Annotated in this window: 21 protein-coding genes and 1 pseudogene; 8 read left to right on the top strand and 14 right to left on the bottom strand. The window is 62.0% G+C overall.

Annotation, left to right across the window (positions count from 1 at the left end; all coding sequences use genetic code 11):
* The first annotated feature begins 139 nt into the window (after positions 1–139).
* On the top strand, positions 140–1,039 hold the full coding sequence (locus ASF66_RS05080; RefSeq protein ID WP_056843441.1) for a LysR family transcriptional regulator: 900 nt from the start codon (positions 140–142) through the stop codon (positions 1,037–1,039).
* A gap of 24 nt (positions 1,040–1,063) precedes the next feature.
* On the opposite strand, the gene ASF66_RS05075 is transcribed toward ASF66_RS05080, so the two are convergent.
* Together ASF66_RS05075 and ASF66_RS05070 are read right to left on the bottom strand one after the other, a co-directional pair.
* Positions 1,064–1,396 carry a hypothetical protein gene (locus ASF66_RS05075; protein ID WP_056843440.1) on the bottom strand — a complete coding sequence of 111 codons (333 nt, stop codon included), beginning with the start codon at positions 1,394–1,396 and terminating at the stop codon, positions 1,064–1,066.
* A 55-nt stretch (positions 1,397–1,451) separates the two neighbouring features.
* Positions 1,452–2,198, bottom strand: a complete 747-nt coding sequence (locus ASF66_RS05070; RefSeq protein ID WP_056842979.1) for a phosphatase PAP2 family protein — start codon at positions 2,196–2,198, stop codon at positions 1,452–1,454.
* A gap of 349 nt (positions 2,199–2,547) precedes the next feature.
* On the opposite strand from ASF66_RS05070, the gene ASF66_RS05065 reads away from it, so the two are divergent.
* Together ASF66_RS05065 and ASF66_RS05060 are read left to right on the top strand one after the other, a co-directional pair.
* Complete coding sequence (locus tag ASF66_RS05065; RefSeq protein ID WP_056842978.1) at positions 2,548–4,215, top strand: phosphoethanolamine transferase; 1,668 nt, start codon at positions 2,548–2,550, stop codon at positions 4,213–4,215.
* Positions 4,216–4,263: 48 nt separating this feature from the next.
* Positions 4,264–4,965: a response regulator transcription factor gene (locus ASF66_RS05060; protein ID WP_056842977.1), complete on the top strand. Its 702-nt coding sequence runs from the start codon at positions 4,264–4,266 to the stop codon at positions 4,963–4,965.
* A gap of 32 nt (positions 4,966–4,997) precedes the next feature.
* On the opposite strand, the gene ASF66_RS05055 is transcribed toward ASF66_RS05060, so the two are convergent.
* The gene (locus ASF66_RS05055; RefSeq protein ID WP_056842976.1) at positions 4,998–5,888 is read right to left on the bottom strand and encodes a dihydrodipicolinate synthase family protein; all 891 of its coding nucleotides are present in this window, start codon (positions 5,886–5,888) and stop codon (positions 4,998–5,000) included.
* 110 nt (positions 5,889–5,998) lie between these two features.
* Here ASF66_RS05055 and ASF66_RS05050 point away from each other — a divergent pair, with 110 nt between their 5' ends.
* Complete coding sequence (locus ASF66_RS05050) at positions 5,999–6,634, top strand: LysE family translocator (RefSeq protein ID WP_056842975.1); 636 nt, start codon at positions 5,999–6,001, stop codon at positions 6,632–6,634.
* A 98-nt stretch (positions 6,635–6,732) separates the two neighbouring features.
* Here ASF66_RS05050 and ASF66_RS05045 read toward each other — a convergent pair whose 3' ends face one another.
* Complete coding sequence (locus tag ASF66_RS05045; protein WP_162240073.1) at positions 6,733–7,923, bottom strand: sensor histidine kinase; 1,191 nt, start codon at positions 7,921–7,923, stop codon at positions 6,733–6,735.
* A gap of 169 nt (positions 7,924–8,092) precedes the next feature.
* Here ASF66_RS05045 and ASF66_RS23150 point away from each other — a divergent pair.
* Both ASF66_RS23150 and ASF66_RS23145 read left to right on the top strand, forming a co-directional pair.
* Positions 8,093–8,875: pseudogene (locus ASF66_RS23150) on the top strand (MCP four helix bundle domain-containing protein); the annotation flags it as partial.
* Positions 8,867–9,730 (top strand): methyl-accepting chemotaxis protein, encoded by an 864-nt coding sequence (locus tag ASF66_RS23145; protein WP_442962756.1) that lies wholly within the window; start codon positions 8,867–8,869, stop codon positions 9,728–9,730. The pseudogene ASF66_RS23150 and the gene ASF66_RS23145, both read left to right, overlap by 9 nt.
* A 27-nt stretch (positions 9,731–9,757) precedes the next feature.
* Here ASF66_RS23145 and tspO read toward each other — a convergent pair whose 3' ends face one another.
* Both tspO and cynR read right to left on the bottom strand, forming a co-directional pair.
* Positions 9,758–10,198 carry a tryptophan-rich sensory protein TspO gene (gene tspO, locus ASF66_RS05035; protein ID WP_056842973.1) on the bottom strand — a complete coding sequence of 147 codons (441 nt, stop codon included), beginning with the start codon at positions 10,196–10,198 and terminating at the stop codon, positions 9,758–9,760.
* A 111-nt stretch (positions 10,199–10,309) separates the two neighbouring features.
* A complete protein-coding gene (gene cynR / locus ASF66_RS05030) occupies positions 10,310–11,191 on the bottom strand; it encodes a transcriptional regulator CynR (protein ID WP_056842972.1) in 882 nt (293 codons plus the stop codon).
* A gap of 126 nt (positions 11,192–11,317) precedes the next feature.
* Here cynR and cynS point away from each other — a divergent pair, with 126 nt between their 5' ends.
* Both cynS and ASF66_RS05020 read left to right on the top strand, forming a co-directional pair.
* Complete coding sequence (gene cynS, locus ASF66_RS05025) at positions 11,318–11,785, top strand: cyanase (protein ID WP_056842971.1); 468 nt, start codon at positions 11,318–11,320, stop codon at positions 11,783–11,785.
* A gap of 10 nt (positions 11,786–11,795) precedes the next feature.
* Positions 11,796–12,269, top strand: coding sequence for a nuclear transport factor 2 family protein (locus tag ASF66_RS05020; protein ID WP_056842970.1), 474 nt, complete (start codon positions 11,796–11,798; stop codon positions 12,267–12,269).
* A 36-nt stretch (positions 12,270–12,305) separates the two neighbouring features.
* Here ASF66_RS05020 and abaF read toward each other — a convergent pair whose 3' ends face one another.
* From abaF to ASF66_RS04980, 8 genes are all read right to left on the bottom strand, one after another.
* The gene (gene abaF, locus ASF66_RS05015; RefSeq protein WP_056842969.1) at positions 12,306–13,682 is read right to left on the bottom strand and encodes a fosfomycin efflux MFS transporter AbaF; all 1,377 of its coding nucleotides are present in this window, start codon (positions 13,680–13,682) and stop codon (positions 12,306–12,308) included.
* A gap of 70 nt (positions 13,683–13,752) precedes the next feature.
* Entirely contained in the window at positions 13,753–14,670 is a 918-nt protein-coding gene (locus ASF66_RS05010) for a dihydrodipicolinate synthase family protein (RefSeq protein WP_056842968.1), read from the bottom strand.
* A gap of 97 nt (positions 14,671–14,767) precedes the next feature.
* Positions 14,768–15,490, bottom strand: coding sequence for an amino acid ABC transporter ATP-binding protein (locus tag ASF66_RS05005; protein WP_049859262.1), 723 nt, complete (start codon positions 15,488–15,490; stop codon positions 14,768–14,770).
* Positions 15,483–16,133, bottom strand: a complete 651-nt coding sequence (locus ASF66_RS05000; RefSeq protein WP_056842967.1) for an amino acid ABC transporter permease — start codon at positions 16,131–16,133, stop codon at positions 15,483–15,485. The genes ASF66_RS05005 and ASF66_RS05000 overlap by 8 nt, the downstream gene beginning before the upstream one ends.
* Positions 16,134–16,143: 10 nt before the next feature.
* Positions 16,144–16,809 (bottom strand): amino acid ABC transporter permease, encoded by a 666-nt coding sequence (locus ASF66_RS04995; RefSeq protein ID WP_056842966.1) that lies wholly within the window; start codon positions 16,807–16,809, stop codon positions 16,144–16,146.
* A complete protein-coding gene (gene lhpI / locus ASF66_RS04990; protein WP_056843438.1) occupies positions 16,802–18,574 on the bottom strand; it encodes a cis-3-hydroxy-L-proline dehydratase in 1,773 nt (590 codons plus the stop codon). Before lhpI ends, ASF66_RS04995 begins: the two co-directional genes overlap by 8 nt.
* Positions 18,575–18,584: 10 nt before the next feature.
* The gene (locus ASF66_RS04985) at positions 18,585–19,403 is read right to left on the bottom strand and encodes an ABC transporter substrate-binding protein (protein WP_056842965.1); all 819 of its coding nucleotides are present in this window, start codon (positions 19,401–19,403) and stop codon (positions 18,585–18,587) included.
* A 223-nt stretch (positions 19,404–19,626) separates the two neighbouring features.
* Positions 19,627–20,376 carry an AraC family transcriptional regulator gene (locus tag ASF66_RS04980; RefSeq protein ID WP_056842964.1) on the bottom strand — a complete coding sequence of 250 codons (750 nt, stop codon included), beginning with the start codon at positions 20,374–20,376 and terminating at the stop codon, positions 19,627–19,629.
* Between the last annotated feature and the right edge of the window lie 65 nt (positions 20,377–20,441).

Here is a 20,441-nt window from a genome sequence, read left to right as displayed (position 1 = left end):
TTCCTTTGCACTGAGGACATTGTTCCGTGTTGCCGAGTTGGGATAAATGTGCAAACGCCCACAGGATTGTTATCCTCAGAGGCAACAATCATTAAAGTCTGGTGCATGTCGGGGAGGCTCCATGGAGCTGCTGCAGGCAATGCAGGTATTCGCCAAACTGGCGGAATTGCAGAGTTTCACCAAAGTCGCCGAAGTGATGCAGGCGGGGCGTGCGCACGTCACCCGCACTATTCAGGATCTGGAGGCATCGTTAGGTGTTCGTCTTTTTCAGCGCACCACGCGCAAGGTGAAACTGACGGCCGAAGGTGAGCGCTTTTACGAGCGAGTGAAAGAGATTCTGGCAAACGTCGCGGAAGCGACCTCCATGTTTGATCGCAATGGGCCGACCTTGCGTGGACGGCTTCGGATCGATATTCCCACGGCATTCTCTCAGCCCAGCTTCATGGACAGCCTCAAGCGGTTTACCGAGGCGTTTCCCGAACTCGAGCTTGCGTTGGGTGTAACGGACCGCAGGGTGGATCTTGTCGCCGAAGGAGTCGACTGCGTCCTGAGAATCGGCGAGCTACCGAATTCCAGTCTGGTGGCCCGAGAGATTGGCAGTGCTGTGATGGTGACCTGTGCGTCCCCTGGTTACCTTCAGGCCGCTGCAGTGCCCGTGACCCTGAACGATCTGCGTGATCACCGCTGTGTCAGCTTCCTTTCAGGCCAAAGCAACAGGCCGCTGCCCTGGCACTTCTCGGTGGAGGGCGAGGATCATCCTCACACACCCCGTGGTGGTATCAGCGTGAATGAGTCCAACGCCTACGTTCAATGTGGTGTTGCAGGCTTCGGCATCATTCAAGCGCCGGGCATTACCGTCGACACTTTCCTGGCCAGTGGAGAACTGGTTGAGGTGCTCCAGGCACATCGCCCTCAGCCACGTCTGGTTTCGGTCCTCTATCCAAGCAGAACTCATCTTGCGCCTCAGGTCGACGCATTCGTGGCTTGGCTAAAGGCGCATTTTCCGCTGCTGCATCCCGGGTGGTTCACAGTGCACTGATGTGCACAGGCCAAATCGCGCGAATCAGTCACGCGACGTACGACCCAAGGCCTTGCCCATGTCTTGATCCCGGGCATGCCGCCAGTCGCGGTCGGCCTTGCTGTCGGTACCGATGCGGCGCTGGAAATCGCTGGCGACGCTGGCCTGACATTGGCGAAAGCCGTCGTCCCAGCCGGTGGCGTACTGGCGATCCGCGAGGTAGGTGGGGACGTTCTTGCGAAATTCCCCCAGCGCCTGCGCCGCGTTGCGGCCACTGCTGCAGCCGTCCTCGAAGCCGTTGGCGAAGGGCGCGGGATAGCCTTCGGCCAACAGCCGCTCGCGTGTCGTCTGGCACGCGCTGAGCAGGGCGGCAGCCATTGCCAGAGCCAACAGCAGGCTCGCCTGTTTGAACAGCTGGCGTCTGGCGCTCATTTCAGCGATCTCCGGTGAGCATCGTGGCCTGGCTGCGGGTGATCCGGGACGCCGCAGGGCGATAGAGAATCCAGCGGTAACACAGCACGCAGATCATCCAATCGATGAGCAGGGTCCAGATGTTGTGGGAGAGGAAATGGGCGCCCTGCGCCATGCGGCCCAGGGAAAAGATCGCGCCCAATCCCAGCGCCACGGCGAGGGCGATTCGCGCGGTGCGTGGGCGGCGGTCGCGCCAGAAGAAGAACAGCGCGAGCAACGAGAAGCCGCTGGAGGCATGACCGCCCGGCCAACACAAACCGGGTTTTTCGGTCTCGGCGCGTGGGCTGAGCAGGGGCGTGTAGGTTTCCTGGCCGCCGAACTCCTTCAAGCTCCACGGACAATGCACTGCGGTGAGCACCTTGAGTGGCATCACCACCGCAGTCGTCAGGGCCATCGACAGCACCACGTAGCCCAAAGGCCGGCGCCATTGCCGCCACTTCGGGCTGCACAGACTGACGATGAATCCGGCCAGCGCCATTACGGCGAAGGCGATCACCGCCTGTTTGGCGCGGTCGTGCAGGATGTTTTCCAGCCAGTAACTTTGCCGTCCGATGAAGCCGCTGCCAGGTACGTAGAACAGTTGTGCAAGCGCAAAGTCCAGTGCCGGCGGATACAGCCACAGCATCACTGCCATGAGGGCGAGTGGCACACCCAAGGCGAAACGAAAGTCAAAAGGCCGGGACGCACGGGAAGGTATTTCGATAGCCATGAACGGCTCCGATCGGTGGGTAGACAATCAATGAGGGCGGTAGGCACGAAGTCTCGCAAGCGTTGCTCAGCCAGAGGTTCTGCCTGCAGCGTGCTGTGCTGGCGACGATAGATTTCCGGCCTTCAGTGATGGGTGAAGAAGATGTGAAAAATGCGTTAGGTGGGCTGCGTTCAGCAGGTGACTGCGACTGATGATCAATGCGCCGGAGATGCACACTTCGGGGTTTTTTCCAGCAAGCTTTTCCTCGCAAATCTTTCACGAAAGTTTGAGTTATTCGAGATTACAGTCCGCGCTGTCGATACCCGGCGCACTGCGCACGGCCCGCCTATCTGCCTGACAGTAGACTCGCATGTTCAAGATAAAACCTGTTCGTCCGGAATTAGTCACACTGGCTGCAAGCCTGTTTCTATTGATTGCTTTCAACACACCACTTTGGCAACACCTGGCGTCCATCACGGGCGGCGAGGGCGCAGGTACGCAACTGGCCTGGGCGTTTGGGATGTTGCTGTTGTGCGTCTTCAACTTCGTGTTGACGATGCTGGCCTTTCCCAAACTGTTGAAACCGCTGCTGATGGTGTTGTTTCTGGTCAGCGCCTGTGTGGCGTATTTCATGGGGCAGTACGGAATCGTGGTCGACGCGGGCATGTTCCGCAATCTTGTCGAAACCAACGTGACCGAAGTGGAAGGCCTGCTGTCGCCCCTGCTGTGGGTCTACCTGCTGGCGCTGGGCGTGCTGCCGTGTGTGCTGTTGTGGAAGACACCTATTGCGTATCGCAAACCCCATCGCGAGCTGCTCCACAAAGTGCTCATCGGCACCGGCTGTGCTGGCATCATCACCGGCGTCGCATTGCTGGACTATCAGGGGCTGTCGTCACTGTTGCGCAATCACCACGAGTTGCGCCTGATGGTGGTGCCCAGCAACTACATCGGCGCCTCGATCGGTTATGCCCGCGAGCAGGTGTCGACCGTCGAGCATCCTTTCGTGCCCTTGGGTGAGGATGCGATGCGTGCGGTGAACGTGGCCAACCACCCCACTAAATCACTGACCGTACTGGTGGTGGGCGAAAGTGCCCGGGCCGATAACTTCGGTATCCTCGGTTATGGGCGTGATACCACACCGCAACTGGCCGCTGAGCAGGGTCTGGTGTCGTTCACCGACGTGCACTCCTGCGGCACCGAAACCGCTGTGTCGGTGCCCTGCATGTTTTCCAACATGGGCCGCAAGCAGTACAAACCAGCCGTCGCGAAAAACCAGGAAGGGTTGCTGGACGTGCTCAAGCGTGCCGGCCTGGACGTGGTGTGGTGGGATAACCAGTCCGGCTGCAAGGGCACCTGCGACCGGGTCACCCAGCTGGATGTCAGCCACGGCAAGGACCCGGCTCTGTGCGCAGACAGCGAGTGCCGGGACGAGATCCTGCTGCAGGGTTTGCAGGCCTTCATCGATCACCTTTCCAACGATACCGTGTTGGTCCTGCACCAGATGGGCAGCCACGGGCCCGAATATTTCAAGCGCTATCCGCAAGCCTTCGAGCACTTCACTCCGGTGTGCAAGAGCAACGCGCTGGACGCCTGCAACCGGGAGAGTATCGTCAATGCCTACGATAATACCGTGCTGTACACCGATCACGTTCTGGCGCGGCTGATCGATACCCTGCGCGACAACCAGGACCGTGTGGCCACCGCCATGATCTATCTCTCCGATCACGGCGAGTCTCTTGGCGAGTACAACGTGTTCCTGCACGGCACGCCCTACATGTTGGCACCTGACCAGCAGAAACACGTCCCACTGCTGGTATGGTTCTCCGACAGTTACCAACGTGCGCTTGCCGTCGACAGTCATTGTTTGCAGCGCACACGCAACGATCCGCTGAGTCAGGACAATCTCTTTCACTCGATGCTAGGCTTGTTGAATGTCCAGACGCGGGTCTACAACAGCGCGCTGGACATGTTTGCCGGCTGCAGAGGGGTGAGCGGCAATGCGCTTGTGGCCACGAAACAAATGCCGGTCCAGCGTTGAATGGGTAGTTGTGTTTCGTACTCGTGCCTTACATAAAAAGAGAGTCCCATGCGCATACTGGTCATCGAAGATCATGCCGATATCCTCGCCAACGTCTCGGAATACTTCGTGCTCAAGGGGTGTGAAGTGACTGGCGCTCTGGATGGCGTGACCGGGCTTCACCTGGCGATGACCGGCAATTATGACGCCATCATTCTCGATGTGATGCTGCCCGGCATGGACGGCAACCAGGTCTGTCACAAGCTGCGCTCGGTCTCCCGGCGGCACACGCCCATTCTCATGCTGACTGCCCGTGACGAGCTGGAAGATCGGCTGACGGGATTTCGCGTCGGCGCCGACGACTACATCGTCAAGCCGTTCGCTCTGTCCGAGCTGTTTGCCCGCGTCGAGACAGTGAGTCGACGTTCGGCCGGGATGAGGAAAAACGTGCTCGAAGTCCATGACCTGAGCTTCGATCTGGATTCACTGGAGGTAAAGCGGGCGGGCAGGTTGCTCAAGCTCAACCCCACCACCCTCGCGCTGCTGGAGCTGTTGATGCGCAAGAGCCCCGCCATCGTGAAGCGCCGCGAGCTGGAACTGGCGCTGTGGGGTGAGGAAACGCCCGATTCGGACAGCCTGCGAACCGGCATCTACATGCTGCGCCGAACCATCGACAAATCGTTCGAGGTGCCGTTGCTGCATACCGTGCACAGCATGGGTTACAGGCTGCAGGCACCGTCGGACGTGAGCCCAGCGACCGCCCAGCCCTGAGCTTGGGCATTGAGATAGGGCAATAACGCGCCTCAGGCCAGCTGCAGTGTCTTCAGGACCTGTGCGACTCGCTGGGTCGATGGCTGGTCGAGCCCCTTGAGCGGCAGCGGCAGGCAGTTCGCTGCGGCATGGCCGAGGACTTCGGCGGCCGTTGCGATGACTCTGAGGCTACCGTACTCGCGAAACAGGGCCCACAACGGTTCGAGCCGGGCCGATTCTTCAAGGCCCCGCTCGGCCTGCCCGGATCGGCTTGCCTCGACCAATGCCCGTGCGGTTCGCGGAAACAGGCCGCCCATCACGGAGTACCACAACTCACACCCTGCATTCAGGCCGTTCACTGCGGCCGCATCGCCACTGACGCCGATGCTGACGTGACTGGGGATGACCGCCTGCAGGCTCGCGACCCTTGCTGACGCCTGTGCTGGGTCGGCCGGGACAGCCGGGATCTTGATCGACGCGATGTTGGGCAGGGCGGCGATGCGCCCGTGAAGCTCGTCGGTGAATTGGAAATGCGTGGTACCAGGGTTGTCGTAGACCACCAACGGCAGCGATACCCGGTGGGCGACCGTTTCATAGAGTTCGAACACTTCATCCGCACGAAGCGCCTGATAGCTCACCGGCGGCAGTAGCAGCGCCGACGCGCCGGCAGCCTGGGCATCTTCGGCCAGCAGCAGCACGTCCCGCGTGGCGACCGCGCCAATGCCGACGATCACAGGCACGTCACCTGCCGCGGCGACGGCCAGTTGGGCGGCGAGGCGCCGCTCCTCGCGGTTGAGATAGGCGTAGCTGCCTGTCGATCCCAAGGCGCCGATGGAATCGACCTTGACCGACACCAGGTTTTCGATCAAGCCGACGAAGCCGTTTTCGTCCACCTTGCCATCGCGCAGCGGGGTCAATGGGAACGCGCTGAGACCTGTGAACATGCAAGAGCTCCTCGGTATTGAAAGTGGCGGCTGGGGATACTTCAAAGCGTGACGGTACTATAAGGTATCCAAACCGATAACCTGCTGCCGCCTTGGAATGGAGTCCTTCAATGTCATTCGATATTCACCTTCTACTGCTGGTGTTCGTGACCTACATCATGGGCGCCGCCAGCCCCGGCCCCAGCAACATGCGGATCATGAGCGTGGCGATGCATCAGGGCAGACGGCCGGCGCTGATGCTGGCAGCGGGTGTCATCAGCGGTTCGTTCTTCTGGGGATCCATGGCCGCGACAGGGGTTTCCGCCGTTATCGTTCAATACGCCGAGGCGCTCATCGTCTTGAAGGTGATAGGGGGCGCCTATCTGCTCTTTCTTGCCAGCAAGGCCTGCCGCTCGGCGCTGACCTCCAACGAACGCTTTGCCAACGAGTTGTCATCGGCGTCCAAGGCATCCGGATGGAAGCTCTATCAGCGTGGCCTGTTGATGCACCTCACCAACCCGAAGGCGATCCTGAGCTGGATCGCGACGATGACCCTCGGTCTGGGGCCAGGGGCTACCACTTCGACGGTCGCCATCATCCTGGCCGGTTGCGCCGTGCTTAGCGTGACCATTTTTGGCGGCTACGCGGTGGTGTTTTCCACAGCGCCCATGGTGCGCGCCTATCAAAAGGCGCGCCGCTGGATCGAGGGCACCTTGGCGATGGTGTTTGCCGGAGCAGGCTTGAAGCTTCTGTTTGGTAGAGCGTGAGGTGGTGGTGGGTGGGGCGTGTCATCTGGCGCTGGCCTGATGGAACGCACACGCCGTGACGCGGTTTGCACCGCTGCTACAGGAGCGTGGTGGCAGCGCTATCGAAGCACCGGCAATCGCACGGTAAACACGGTGTGCAGATCGCTGGAAGTAACCTGCAACTGTCCGCCATGGGACTCGGCGATCTGCGAGCAGATGTAGAGACCCAAACCCAGTCCTTCGTTTTGCCGGTCGTTGTCGGCGCGGGTGAACGGCTTGAACAGCAGATCCATCCGGTCGGGATGGATGGGCAGGCCTTCGTTGCAAAACGACAGCACCAGGCTGTCCTGCTCGATGCGTCCATCGATGCTGATCGGTCCGCCGGGTGCGCCGTGGTGTACGGCGTTCGACAGCAGATTGGAGACCAACTGGCTGATGCGTCCGAAATCGCACTGAACGGGTTTGGCATCGGTGTAGTGATAGCTGACATCGGCCAGCGGGTGGGCATGGCGGATTTCGGCGATGACCGGGATCAACGCTTCGAACAGGTTGTCGACGCAGTTCAGGTTGATCACGAAGCGGCTGCCCAGGCGGCAGCGGGTGAAGTCCAGCACGTCGTCGATCAACGCCGACATGCGCTTGGCGCTGCTCTGGATCGCGGCCACGAGGGTCTTGGAGCGCTTGTCGGTGACCTGTCGGTCCAGCAGATCGGCACTCATCCGCACGGCGCTGATCGGCGTGCGCAGGTCGTGGCCCAGTACCGCCACGAATTGCTCGCGCAATCGCCCGGTTTCCTCGGATGCACCCAGTTCCGATTGGCTGTCGTGCAGCCGCGCGTGAAGTTCCAGATGGCTGGCCAGCAGTTGCGCGAACAGTTCGAGGGTGTCGATCACGCTGGCATTTTCGACCGCGACCGGTTCCGGGTCCAGTCCGCAGAGGGTCCCTACGAACACGCCCGCTGAGGTGATGATGGGCACCGAGATATGGCTTTTGAATGTTTCCAGCCCCGGTTGGGTTTCCGGCTCGTAGCGCCCGTCGGCCAAGCCGTGCATGCCTTCACCATAGGCCAGTGACTGGCGACGCTTACGGACTTCGTTGCACAACGTCTGCGCAAGTGGCCGCTGATCGCCCGGCCGTATGTCCAAGTGGGCCGAGTCGTCCACCGCGTAGGCGACCCAGCGTGTGGCGGTGACCCTGGCCACTGCCGCAAATCTCAGACCGGTCGCCTCTTTGACCAGGCGCAGAATGACGGGGATGACGGTCATTTCGGCAGGTGGTGGGAGCGAACCCTCGTAATCGGCGTTGGACATGCGCGGACCCATATTCGTTGAAGCGGGCGATTATACATAGGTTGCCCTTGAATGGCTGTACAGGCATACAGCAGGCCCGTACTCGCGCTTGCTTACATTTACCCAGGCCCCTCTAGCTCAAGTGTTTGCACCACAGGCCGATGACTCAAGGCATCAACCCCTGATCGCAATGGAATCCTGCATGATCATTCGACGCCTGAACCTCGCCCCCCGCGCTATTGCATTCTTCTCGGCCATTGTCGTGGTCGTGATACTCCTTGGTTGCCTTTCCATCGTCCAGATGAACAAGCTCTACGAGGCCGAGCAGGACGTCGAGACGAACTGGATGCTGGGTATCCGTGACGCGGGCCAGATGAACAGTGGGCTCTTGAGGTTGCGGCTCGAAAGCATGCGTGGCGCCACCACCACCGATACCGCGCTTCGTGAACAGACGATCGCTGCGTTTCCCGGCTATCGCCGTGCTTTTCAGGAAACCATCAAGCACTACGAAAGCACCGTTGCCAGTGACGATGACCGTAAACTCTATGACTCCATACGTTCCGATGCGGCTGCGTATGACCAACTGCTGGGCCAGCTCGAACCCATGCTGCGCGCTGCCGACACCACGGCGGCAACCGGCCTAATCAACACGGCCATTCGCCCGCTGACCAACACCCTGGAAGGCAAGGTCAACGAGCTCATGGCGCTGAACGACCGCGGTGCCACCGACGCCGGGGATGCGGCGCTCGCGACCTTCGAGTCGGGCCGTGCCTGGGTCATTGGGCTGATGGCTGCGGCCGTGCTGGCGACCATCCTGCTTGCGGCGCTGTTGATACGCAGCATCACCCAGCCCATCAACGAAGCCGTGCAGATAGCCCAGCGCATCGCGCGCAAGGACCTGACCGAACAGATCGTCGTGGTTGGCCAGGACGAAGCCGCCAGCATGCTCACGGCGCTGGCGCGGATGCAGGCCAACCTGCGGCAGACCATCGCGCACATTTCCGACAGCTCGAGCCAATTGGCCGCCGCCTCGGAAGAGATGAGCGCGGTCACCGAGGAATCCAGCCGGGGGCTGGTGCGCCAGAACGATGAGGTCAATCAGGCGGCCAGTGCGGTCACCCAGATGAGCTCGGCGGTCGACGAGGTGGCGCGCAACGCGGCCGAAGCCGCCGACGCCTCGGCCACCACCCAATCGCTGGCGAGGGATGGTCTGGGCAAGGTCGAACAGACCCTGACCGCTATCCAGGCGCTGGCGACCAACGTGGGCAGCACCAGCACTCAGGTCAAACAGCTGTCGGCTCGGGCGCGTGATATCAACACGGTGGTCGAGGTGATCCGCGCCATTGCCGAACAAACCAACCTGCTCGCACTGAACGCTGCCATCGAAGCAGCTCGCGCTGGTGAGCAGGGTCGTGGCTTTGCCGTGGTTGCCGATGAAGTGCGCGCTCTGGCTCACCGTACGCAGCAGTCGACCCAGGAAATCGAGAAGATGATCGGCTCGATGCAGACCGATTCGGTGCAGGCCGTCCAGGCCATGGAGCAGAGCCAGCAGATGGCCAGCGATTCGTCGGCCGTGGCGCAGCACGCCAGTACCTCGCTCAGCCAGATTTCCGAATCGATCAACCTGATCAGCGAACGCAACACCGTGATCGCGACCGCCGCCGAAGAGCAGGCTCAGGTGGCGCGGGAGATCGACCGCAACATCACCAGCATTCGGGACCTTTCGATGCAGAGTGCTGCGGGTGCCACCCAGACGGCGACCGCCAGTGGCGAAGTGTCGCGACTGGCGGTCGGTCTGACGGCATTGGTGGGTGAGTTCGCCATCTGACCTGAGCCAGGCGGCGTGGCACCGAGCTCAGCGGTTGTTGCGCAGGATCGAGAAGTTCAGCGCGGCCGCCACGCACAGCCAGGCCAGGTAGGGGAACAGAATCAGCCCGGTGATCAGGTCCAGGCGGATGGCCAGAACTACCATGGCGGCGGTCACCAGCCACAGCAATACGATGATCACCAGGCCGGCCAGCAGGCGGTGGGCGCCGAAGAACACCGGTGTCCACAGGGTGTTGAGGGCAATCTGCGCGGCCCAGAGTGCCAGCACCGTCTCGCTGCCGGTCAGTTGGGTCAGGCGGTAGCCGGCCCAGGCCAGCAGTAGGTAGATGACCGTCCAGGCTACGGGGAATGCCCAGTTCGGCGGGGTGAAACGAGGTTTGACCAACGAGGCGTACCACTGGCCGGGTTTGAAGATGATGCCGGTGCTGGCCGCAGCGGCGCAGGCCAGGAGGAAGATGAAGAAAACCATGGTGAGTCCCTGTTCAATGACGAAAGTGCCAAGGCGAAAGTGCGGTGGCGAAAGGTCGCTATCAAGCTGACGCCTGAATCAGGAAAAAGTTTGCGCACCGCGCTGGCGGGTTCAGTTCCGCAAGCTTTTCACCAACTGGGCGAACGCATCGGCGGCGACGCTGCGATAGCCGTTCTTGCGCCGTAGCAAGGCCGCCGTGCGCCTGGGCAGCACTGGTCTGGTACGAAGCTCGTAGAGGTCATGCTGCTCGCGCACGATGGCATCGGGCAGGATGGTCACCATGCGCCCCTGCTTGATCACCTTGAGCAATATGGCGATCGAATTGGCTTCCAGAGCAATGTTGGGCGTGAAGCGCTGTTTGCGGCACCAGGCATCCACCGAGATACGCGTGGCGAAGGCCGGGGCCAGCAGGGCGAAGCGCAGCGTCTGCAGATCGGCCAGGGTCAGCACCTTGTTCTGCTGACCGGGGTCCAGCGCCGAGCCTGCCGTGACCAGGCACAGCTTCTCCTCGAACAGCGGCTGCGCATCAATGTCGGCACCATGCTCGCCGGTGAAGCCGATGGCCACATCCAGCAGATCGCGGGCCAGTGCGTCGAGTATCTGTTCCAGCGACATTTCCGTAAGGCTGATCGCAACCCCTGGGTACCGTGCCGAGAAGCGGTCGATCAGCGGCGCTACCAGGTATTCGCTGAAAGTCGGCGTGACGCCCAGGCGCAGTTGCCCACGCGACAGATCGCTGACGTCCATCACCGCGCGCCGACCCGCCTCCAGCTCTCGCAGCGAGCGCCGCGCATGTTCCAGGTACACGCGACCGGCATCGGTGGGGACGATGCTGCGGCCACTGCGGTCGAACAAGGGCACGCCCATGCTCGATTCCAGTTGCTTTATCTGTTGCGACAACGCAGGTTGGGACACATGCAGCGCCTCGGCGGCGCGGGTGAAATTACCGTGGTCGGCAACGGCCAGCAGGTAGCGGATATGACGTAGCAGCACGGATTCACCATAAGTTGCAATTATGGAAATGATCTGAAATGAGTCTTGGCCATTATGGTGGGTTTTGTTGATTCTGTGCCTCCAAGCGTTACACCTGACCTTGCGTTCCCATCCGGAGAATCGACCATGTCCCAGAGCAACGTTTCCAAGGCACCACGCCAGACCCTGACCGAGCGCGTCCTGCAGGCCAAGACCGCGAACAACCTGACCTGGTCGGGCCTGGCCGAAGGCACCGGGTTGAGCACGGTGTATGTGACCGCCGCGCTGTTGGGCCAGCATCCATTGCCTCAGGCGGTGGCCGAAGTGGTGGCCGAACGCCTGGGGCTGGACGCCGAAGCGGTTGTCGAACTGCAGACCATACCCCTGCGCGGCAATGCCGAAGACGTGTCGAACGATCCGACCATCTATCGCTTCCACGAAATGGTCCAGGTCTATGGCACGACCCTGAAGGCGCTGGTGCACGAGCAATTCGGCGATGGCATCATCAGCGCGATCAATTTCAAGCTCGACATCAAGAAGGTCGAAGATCCAGAAGGCGGATCCCGCGCCGTGATCACCCTGGACGGCAAATTCCTGCCCTACAAACCTTTCTAGGAGCATCGACATGAGCGAAGAGAAACGCCTGCCACTGCCGCCGTTCACCCTCGAAACCGCGATCCAGAAGGTGCGTGGCGCCGAGGACGGCTGGAACTCCCGCAATGCCGCCAAGGTGGCGCTGGCGTATACCCAGGACACTTACTGGCGTAACCGCAGCGAGTTCATCGAAGGACGCGCCCAGGCCCAGGCGTTTCTCGAACGCAAATGGCGTAAAGAGCTGGACTATCGCCTGATCAAGGAACTGTGGGCCTTCGCCGACAACCGCATTGCCGTGCGCTACGCCTATGAGTGGCACGACGATTCGGGCAACTGGTTCCGCTCCTACGGCAACGAGAACTGGGAGTTTGCCGCCAACGGGCTCATGCAGCGGCGTTTCGCTTGCATCAACGACCTGCCCATCGCCGAGTCCGAGCGCAAATACCACTGGCCCCTGGGCCGCCGCCCCGACGATCACCCAGGCTTGAGTGATCTGGGGCTTTGACCAGGCGCTGACGGTGGGGGGGGCAGCGCCAACCGCTCAGACCAGTTTGGCGCGCGTTACTTCAGCCTGCTCACGGGCGGCCACGCGTGTGGCCGCTTCGGCGTCCACTGTGCGCAACGATTTGCCCCGGGTTTCCCGGGTCAGGCTGACGGCGATGATCGAGATTACCGCGGCGCCCACCAGGTAAAAGGCGATAGGCGTGGAGCTCTGGTATTTGTTGAGCAAGGTGATTGCGATCAGCGGAGCCAACGAACCGGCAAAAATCGGTGCCACTTGATAACACAGTGAAAGGGCGGTGTAGCGCACGTGGGTTGGGAACATCTCGGCCATCAGCGCCGAGTAGGGCGCATAGGTCATGGACTCGATGGCCAGCCCTAGCGTGATGGCTGCCATGATCAGCCAGTTGTTGCCGGTGTCCATCATCGGAAAGCCGACGAAGCCCCAGAACGCCGTCAATACCGCTCCGGTCAGGTACACCGGTTTGCGGCCGATCAGGTCGGACAGGTAACCCATCAGCGGAATCATGAAAAAGTGCAGCAAGTGTGCGCCGAACATCAGCAGCAGAATCTGCGACGTGTCCTTGTGCACCACCAGCTTGAGGTAGGTGATGGAGAAGGTCACCACCGTGTAGTACAGAATGTTCTCGGCAAACCGCGCGCCGATGCCCACCAACACGGAACGCCAATGGTGGCGCAGTACCTCGACTACACCCAGTTGTTCAGATTGAATCAACGCCTGCCGCGCCTGGGCTTCCTTGAAGATGGGCGCGTCGTCGACGCTGCTGCGGATCCAGTAGCCGATCAGCACGACGATGGCCGACAGCCAGAACGCCACACGCCAACCCCAGGCCAGGAACTGCTCTTCGGAAAGCCCGCTGGACAGCCCCAGCAACGCGACCGTGGCGATCAGGTTGCCCGCCGGCACGCCTGCCTGCGGCCAGCTGGCCCAGAAACCGCGGCGGTTGTCGGGACAGTGCTCGGACACCAGCAGGATCGCTCCGCCCCACTCGCCGCCGAAGGCAAAACCCTGGATCAGGCGCAACAGCACCAGTAATACCGGCGCGGCGTAACCGATGGTGGCAAAGCCTGGCAGGCAGCCCATCAGGAAAGTGGTGATGCCCACGACCACCAGACTCAGTTGCAGCAGCCGCTTGCGACCGAATTTGTCCCCGTAATGGCCGAACACCAGCCCACCCAATGGTCGCGCCAGAAAGCCTACGGCGTAGAGGGCGAAAGCCGCGATGATGCCATCGATAGGGCGGTCGGTCTGGCGAAAGAACAATTGGCCGAAGACCAGCGCCGAAGCCGAGCCGTAAAGGAAGAATTCGTACCATTCGGCGACGGTACCGGCCATGGCGGCCGCTACGACGCGCTTGAGTCCCGCCGGGTTGGTCGCGTTGGAAGAAGTGGACATGATCAGGCTTCCTGAGGGGTGGCTGTGACAGCGGGCCGGGCCTGGCGGATGCGCCTGGCCCGGGCATGATTCAAAGACCGACGTCGGGCAGGGTGGGGCGGTTGGCCAAGGCCTTGGCCATGATGCGCTCGACGAACAGGCGGTCTTCCTCCGGCAGGGCCAGGCGCGGCGGGCGGGTCAGGGCGCTGCCGCGACCCATGATGGCTTCGCAGAGCTTGATGCATTGCACCAGGTCCGCACGGGCGTCCAGGTGCAGGATCGGCATCAGCCACTGGTAGATTTCCATGGCCTCGGCGAAGCGTCCGGCCTTGGCCAGGCGGAAGATGGTTTCACCTTCCTGCGGGAAGACGTTGGACATGCCCGACACCCAGCCCTCGGCGCCCACTGCGATGCTCTCCAGGACGACGTCGTCGAGCCCGGCGAACAGCACGAAACGGTCGCCCACCTCGTTGCGCACGTCGATGAAACGCCGGGTATCGCCAGACGAGTCCTTGAAGCACACCACGTTGTCGCAGTCGGCCAGAGAGATGAGGATCTCGGCGGTGACGTCGTTCTTGTAGATCGGCGGGTTGTTGTAGACCATCAACGGCACATCGGCGTGCCTGGCCACGTAGCGAAAATGCTCGGCGGTCTCGAAGGGCTTGGAGCCGTAGACCAGGGCCGGCATCAACATGACGCCATCGACGCCGGCCTGGCGCACCGCGTTGGCCGTTTTCGCGGCAGCGACGCTGGTGAACTCGGCCACGCCGCAGATGACCGGTACTCGGCCACCGGAGGCGTCCACGGCCACCTCTGTAACCGCGATCTTTTCCTCGGCGGTCAGCGAGGTGTTTTCGCCCACCGAACCACAGACCACCAACCCGGACACGCCGTCGCGGATTACGTTGGAAATCACTTGGTGGGTCTTTTCCAGATTGATGGAAAAGTCATCGTTGAATTGGGTGGTGACGGCCGGAAACACGCCGCTCCAGTTGATGCGCTTGCTCATGCGAGTTACTCCTCTGTTTAATCGTATTTCGTATACGCTTGCAGTTATGGTATTTAGCTATCGAGTCTGGCTGTCGTGGGTCACCGCATACCGGGTGTCACTTGACCGATTTCAGGAACGCCGCCGTTTCCGGCTGCAAGGGATTGCCAATGACCTGATCCGGGCTGCCGATCTCATGCACCAGGCCGTTGCGAAAGAAAGCGACACGATCGGATACATCGCGGGCAAACCGAATCTCGTGGGTCACCAGCACCATGGTCATGCCGTCTTCGGCCAGCATGCGCATGGTGTCGAGCACCTCGCCGACCAACTGCGGATCGAGCGCCGAGGTGGCCTCGTCGAACAGCATATAGTCCGGCGACATGGCCAGCGCCCGGGCAATCGCCATGCGCTGCTGCTGGCCACCCGACAGCTTGCCGGGAAAGGTGTTGAACTTGTCGCCCAGGCCAACATGGGTCAACTGCTGGACGGCCAGCGCCTCGGCCTGCTCTCGACTCTTGCCCAGCACCTTACGCGGCGCCAGCATCACGTTCTCCAGCACCGTCAGGTGGGGAAACGCATTCCACTGCTGAAAGACGATGCCAATGCGTTGGCGCAGCCGGTTGAGATCGGTGCTGCGCTCATGAACCTCGACGCCATCGACCCGAATGCTGCCTTTCTGGATCGGTTCAAGGCCATTGATGCACATCAGCAGGGTGGACTTGCCCGAACCCGAGCCACCGATGATCGACACCACCTCACCCTTGCTCACCGTCAGGCTGACGCCCTTGATGACCTCCAGTTCGCCGAAGGATTTGTGTACGTTGTCGATCTCAATCATTTTCCTGCCACCTTCTTTCCAGACGAGCGCCCAGGCGTGCGACTACCAGGCTCATGACGTAATAGATGAGGCCGGCGATGCACAGCACCAGCAGCGGCTCCTGTATGCGCGTGACGATGGTCTGTGATGCGCGCAGCAGTTCGACGATGCCGATCCACATCACCAGTGCGGTGTCCTTCATGACCCCGAGCACCAGGTTGAGCCAGCCGGGGAAGGCCACTCGGGTGGCCATCGGCAGGACGATGTAGCGCAGGTCCTGCCAGTAGCTCAGGCCCAGCGAGCGGCTGGCGCGGCGCACCGACGGCGACACGGCCAGCACGCCACTGCGCACGATCTCGGTGAAGTACGCCGCGGTGTACACGCCCAGCACCAGGCAGCCGACGCTGAAGGCGCTGATGTTCAGCCCGGCAATGCTCTTGAACGAATTGAGCAGGACGAACTGAATCAGCAGCGGCACGCTGCGGAACACGTCCAGCACCCAGGCCAGCGGCAGGCTGGCGCGTGGCAGCAAAGCCCGCAGCAGGCCACACAGCAAACCGACGAACGAACCCAGCAGGATTGCCCAGAACGTCAGTTGCAGGGTGATCCAGGCGCCGTCGAGCATGTACATCAGGTCTGTCGCGGTGAGGCTGGTAGAGAACATGCGCCGCTCCTCAGTAGCGAAACAGGCGCCAGCTCAACAGTCGGGCGAGGCCGACGATCAGCTTGGCGATCAGGTAATAGAGCACCGCGGCCATGGCGAAATATTCGAAGGTGCGGAAGGTCTTCACGTTGTAGTCCTGGGTGACGCCAGTGAGATCGTCGTTGAGACCGACCACGACGCCCAACGAGGTCATCAGAACCGCCCAGACCATCTGATTGCTGAGCGGGTAGAACACCACGCGCAGCAATTGCGGCACGATGATCATCCGGTATGCCTGGAACGCGCTCATGCCCAGCGACCGCGCAGCGCGCATCTGCGTCTCGGGCACCGCCTTAAGGCCGCCGCGAAAGTTTTCCGCCAAGTAGCCGGCGTTGTTGAAGGTGATACCGGCCAGCAGGGCCAACCAGGAGCTGACGTGCAGGCCCATCGAGCCCAGGCCGAAGTAAAGGATGTAGATCTGGAACAGCGATGGAGTATTACGTGCGATCGACACCCAGCCGTTGCCGAAGCCGCGCAGCACCGGGTGGGTGCCGGCGCGCATCACCGTCAAGAGCAAGGCGATGAGCACACCGAAGACCATCGACAGCGCCGCGGTTTCGAATGTCACCCAGGCGCCCTGCAACATGTCGGGCAAGGCGCGCCACGCAGCCCGCCACTGAAAGGTGTAATCAAACATGGTCTGCAGGCTCCGCGGGAGAAAAGGGCGACAGCCAGGCCGGTGGTCGACCGCTGCGGGTACCGCTGCATGCGCTGTCGACACACGCGCCCAGGCTGTCGAAGTGAACCCGTCGCCCGACCAGACCCGGTGCGTAATGGGCGTACTTGCCCGAGTTGGTCATCAGGCTGCGGCAGTCCACGGGAACTACCGGTTCACCGAGCATGCACCAGCAGGTGTCGGTGATCAGCGTCGCACCGAAGGCTTCGAGCGCGGCCAGGTGACCTGCCGCGCGGGCCTGTTCCAGCACCGCTCGGCCACAGGTGATGGCCAGCACGACATCCGGGTGCTTGCGCTGGCCTTGGCAGAGGGCGGCCAGGCGGGCGAATTCGCTCAGGGAGAAATGTGGATTGCCCAGAGAGATCATCCGCACCTGCGTGTCCCGAGCGGTATTGAGTTCCTTCCAGCTTGCGAGGAGATCCTGTGGCGTGATCGACACGCAGGGCGGTGCCTCCGATAACCCGATCAAGAGGTCCGGGTCCAGGGCTTCGGGGGTGACCCCGGCGATGTGGAACATTGCTGCGGCGCTGGTGGTGGCGAAGGCGGCGCCGAACGCTTTCAGGTCATCCAGGTCGGGATGCTGCTGGTGCAAACCGCTGATCCACGGAATACGGCTGCCGCACAGGCCGCCGATGTGATAGCCGAGCAACGGGTAGACGCTGTCATCGGCTCCAGCCAGGGGCGGCACCTGGATCTGCAGTTGCGGCCGGCGCCGCTCGGGGAGGTGGCAGCCGATCAACGGCGCGCGGCCGGTCAGGGCGATACAGATGTCGAGGTAGTCGGGGTATTTCAAGGTACGTGCGCCGAGCACGCTGTTGGCGTACACCACGGCGTTGGACTCGGCCCACACCACGTGCTCGCCAAGGCCCGGCGCGCTGTCGAGCAGATAGGGCGCGCAGGTGAAGCTCAGTCGCGCGCCCATGGCCATGTACGCATCGCCCAGCGCGCTCGCGGGCTCGCCAAGGGCCGGGTCGATCCCCAGTTCGCGCCAGCGGCGCTGGTCCACCGAGATGGCGTTCAACGTGGTGGGTACCTGCACCCGGGCACCCCATTGCACCAACCGTTCGGCGAAACGCAGGCTGGCGGGACCGGTGTAGATGCACCCATCGATATGCGCCTGGGTAATGTCGATCAGTTCCCGAGCGCCCTGCAGGCGCGCCATGCGCAGGACGATCTGCATCGCCACCTGGGCTGCCTTGCCGTGGGCGCCGTCGAGCAGTTCCTGGTCGCGGCGGCTCAGTTCGATGTCGCCGTCGGCTGTATCGTTTTCGCTTTCGGCTTCGCGAGGCAGCCAAGGGTCATCTGGCGCTTGGCTGTAGAGGCTCAACGATGCGCCGTCGACTCGCGCCCATGGCTGACCGCGCAGGGTGTCGAAGGCGTGTTGTCCCACGCACAGCACGGGCAGGGAGCGGCCGAAGAAGTGCTGCGCCACCAGCACTCCCAAGGTCAGAATCTCATCGGGTTCAGCCAGCACCAACGCTGCCGGCGCGTGGGCGTTGCTGATCAGCTCCATCATGACGCTGCTGCCGGTGCAGGAACCACGACTGCCCGGAATCGCCAGAACTCGGCCCGCGACGCTCTGGCCACTGAGCGGATGGTGCCGATCGATGACCTCGCCGCTGGAGGGGTCGACCCCGCCCCAGAAGCTCAGGCCGGTGTCGGCGAACAGCAGGGCGCCCTGCGCGCTGCCATCGATCAGGCAGCGGCCACTGACGATACCGGGCATGGTCTTCATGTCAGTAGTAGACGTTGGGTACGGTGAGTGGGGTGGGCGCGATCTCGGTACCGACCCATTTCACGAACAACTCGTTGTAGCGGCCGCTGCGCACTTGCTGATTGACGAACAGGTTGAGGTAGTTGAGCAGGCCGTACTCGGTGCGCTTGGCGCCCAGGGACACGTAATCGATCACGTACGGTGCGTTGCCGGCGACCTTGAGGTTCTTGTATTTACCCGACTTCAGGGTTGCGGCAGCCACCGTGTTGGTGACCACGGTGGCCTGGATGTGGCCTTGGGCGACGGCCAGGATGGTGTCGTTCTGCGACTGGTAGGCCCGGAAGCTGCCGCTGCCCCAGCTTTTCACATCCTTCTCCAGGGCGATGGCCTCATAAGTGCCGCTGGTGTTGCCCAGTGCCTTGCCTTTGAGGTCCTCGAAGCTGTTGATGCCGGTGTCGTCGCGGGTCAGCACCACCATCTGGAACGCGAAGTAGGGCACGCTGAGACCGACCGTCTTGGCACGCTCAAGGGTGTCCGAAGTGGAAGCGACGATGACGTCGGCACGTCCCGAGACCAATGCAGGAATCCGATCCGGGAAGGGCGTTTCGACGACTTCGGCATCCACGCCCAGTACCTTTGCCAAGTCGTTGCAGTAGTCGACGTCGAACCCTGCAGGTTTGTTGGCACTGTCGCGGAACCCCATGGGCGGGAAGTCCAGCGTCACTGCGCAGCGCAGTTTGCCGGAGCCGATGATGTCGTCCAGTTTGTCGGCCTGGGCGTTTGCCATGAAAGCGGTACTGAGCGCGGCGGTAAAGGCGACGGCAAAAGCAGATTTTTTCATGGAAGCCTCGACGTTTGAGTGATTGCTGGGATTTATGGAATTTCGTATACGATATTTCAAATGCAACAGGCGTGCCCATTTCGTATGCAGTCCCGCCGAAGCCGTGATAGTCCTCATCCAGAGGGGCATTACGCTGTGGACAGGTGCAATTACGAGGTGATGACAAGAGAGAGGGTGTTACATAAGGGAGCATCGCCAGGCCGCACTGCCCGCTAACGGAACATCAGCGGTGGCTGTCGCGATACAGACTCGGGGACAGGTGGGTCAGGGCGCGGAACTGTCGGCTGAAGGCACTGTGGTCGGTGTAGCCGCAGCGCAGGGCGATGTCGGTGATCGGCAGGTCTTCATCGCGCAGCAGGCGCGAGGCTTCTTCCAGACGCGCCTTGTGAATGAGCTGGCGCGGCGTGAGCTGGAAGATCCGTTTGCAGTGACGCTCGAGCTGTGCGACCGACAGCCCGGCGATCGCGGTCAGCTCCGCGAGGCTGATCGAACGGTGGTAGTGGGCACGGATGTGCGCATCGACCGCCGCCACTTTCTGGAAGGCCGGATGGTTGGATTGCGGCAGTTGCAGGTCGCGGGAGATGCCCGCCAGGCCAACGATCCCGCCCTGCTCATTGTGCAGGGCGATCTTGTGGGTCAGGCACCACACCGGCTGGTTGCCGAAATAGAGGTGCAATTCCAATTGGTTGGCCAACGCGCGGCCACTGCCCAGTACCTTGCGGTCCTGTTCGGTGTAGAGCGACCCGAAGCGCGCCGGGAACACCTGCTCCGCAGTCAACCCCAGCAGTTGCTGGCCGGTCCTGAAGCCGCAACGCTGCACCAGGGTCGTGTTGACGAAGGCGTAGCGGGCAGCATCGTCCTTGATGAAGAACACCACGTCGGCCAAGGCATCGAGCAGTGGCGCCAACGGTTGCAGGCTGACCAGCAGGTCGGGCAGGTGGCAGGGACTGGCAGGAACGAGGGCGGCGAGCATGGCGTCAGGCTCCGGAAAGGACGCCCGGAGCATAGTGCCCCCGGCCCGCTGCGCAAAGTGCTGGC

The sequence above is a fragment of the Pseudomonas sp. Leaf129 genome, assembly GCF_001423465.1.
Classification (GTDB): domain Bacteria; phylum Pseudomonadota; class Gammaproteobacteria; order Pseudomonadales; family Pseudomonadaceae; genus Aquipseudomonas; species Aquipseudomonas coleopterorum.
The sequence above is the reverse complement of the archived record's forward strand: the minus strand, read 5'-3'. Positions and strand labels throughout refer to the sequence as shown.

Coding starts and splice junctions, on each gene's coding strand:
- ASF66_RS05075 (WP_056843440.1), bottom strand. CDS start 1,396: ATGGCTGCCGCCCTGCTCAGCGCGTGCCAGACGACACGCGAGCGGCTG.
- ASF66_RS05060 (WP_056842977.1), top strand. CDS start 4,264: ATGCGCATACTGGTCATCGAAGATCATGCCGATATCCTCGCCAACGTC.
- ASF66_RS05020 (WP_056842970.1), top strand. CDS start 11,796: ATGAGCGAAGAGAAACGCCTGCCACTGCCGCCGTTCACCCTCGAAACC.
- ASF66_RS04985 (WP_056842965.1), bottom strand. CDS start 19,403: ATGAAAAAATCTGCTTTTGCCGTCGCCTTTACCGCCGCGCTCAGTACC.
- ASF66_RS05010 (WP_056842968.1), bottom strand. CDS start 14,670: ATGAGCAAGCGCATCAACTGGAGCGGCGTGTTTCCGGCCGTCACCACC.
- tspO (WP_056842973.1), bottom strand. CDS start 10,198: ATGGTTTTCTTCATCTTCCTCCTGGCCTGCGCCGCTGCGGCCAGCACC.
- ASF66_RS05000 (WP_056842967.1), bottom strand. CDS start 16,133: ATGTTCTCTACCAGCCTCACCGCGACAGACCTGATGTACATGCTCGAC.
- ASF66_RS05080 (WP_056843441.1), top strand. CDS start 140: ATGCAGGTATTCGCCAAACTGGCGGAATTGCAGAGTTTCACCAAAGTC.
- ASF66_RS05055 (WP_056842976.1), bottom strand. CDS start 5,888: ATGTTCACAGGTCTCAGCGCGTTCCCATTGACCCCGCTGCGCGATGGC.
- ASF66_RS05045 (WP_162240073.1), bottom strand. CDS start 7,923: ATGTCCAACGCCGATTACGAGGGTTCGCTCCCACCACCTGCCGAAATG.
- ASF66_RS04995 (WP_056842966.1), bottom strand. CDS start 16,809: ATGTTTGATTACACCTTTCAGTGGCGGGCTGCGTGGCGCGCCTTGCCC.
- ASF66_RS05005 (WP_049859262.1), bottom strand. CDS start 15,490: ATGATTGAGATCGACAACGTACACAAATCCTTCGGCGAACTGGAGGTC.
- ASF66_RS05065 (WP_056842978.1), top strand. CDS start 2,548: ATGTTCAAGATAAAACCTGTTCGTCCGGAATTAGTCACACTGGCTGCA.
- ASF66_RS05050 (WP_056842975.1), top strand. CDS start 5,999: ATGTCATTCGATATTCACCTTCTACTGCTGGTGTTCGTGACCTACATC.
- cynS (WP_056842971.1), top strand. CDS start 11,318: ATGTCCCAGAGCAACGTTTCCAAGGCACCACGCCAGACCCTGACCGAG.
- ASF66_RS23145 (WP_442962756.1), top strand. CDS start 8,867: ATGCAGGCCAACCTGCGGCAGACCATCGCGCACATTTCCGACAGCTCG.
- ASF66_RS04980 (WP_056842964.1), bottom strand. CDS start 20,376: ATGCTCGCCGCCCTCGTTCCTGCCAGTCCCTGCCACCTGCCCGACCTG.
- abaF (WP_056842969.1), bottom strand. CDS start 13,682: ATGTCCACTTCTTCCAACGCGACCAACCCGGCGGGACTCAAGCGCGTC.
- lhpI (WP_056843438.1), bottom strand. CDS start 18,574: ATGCCCGGTATCGTCAGTGGCCGCTGCCTGATCGATGGCAGCGCGCAG.
- ASF66_RS05070 (WP_056842979.1), bottom strand. CDS start 2,198: ATGGCTATCGAAATACCTTCCCGTGCGTCCCGGCCTTTTGACTTTCGT.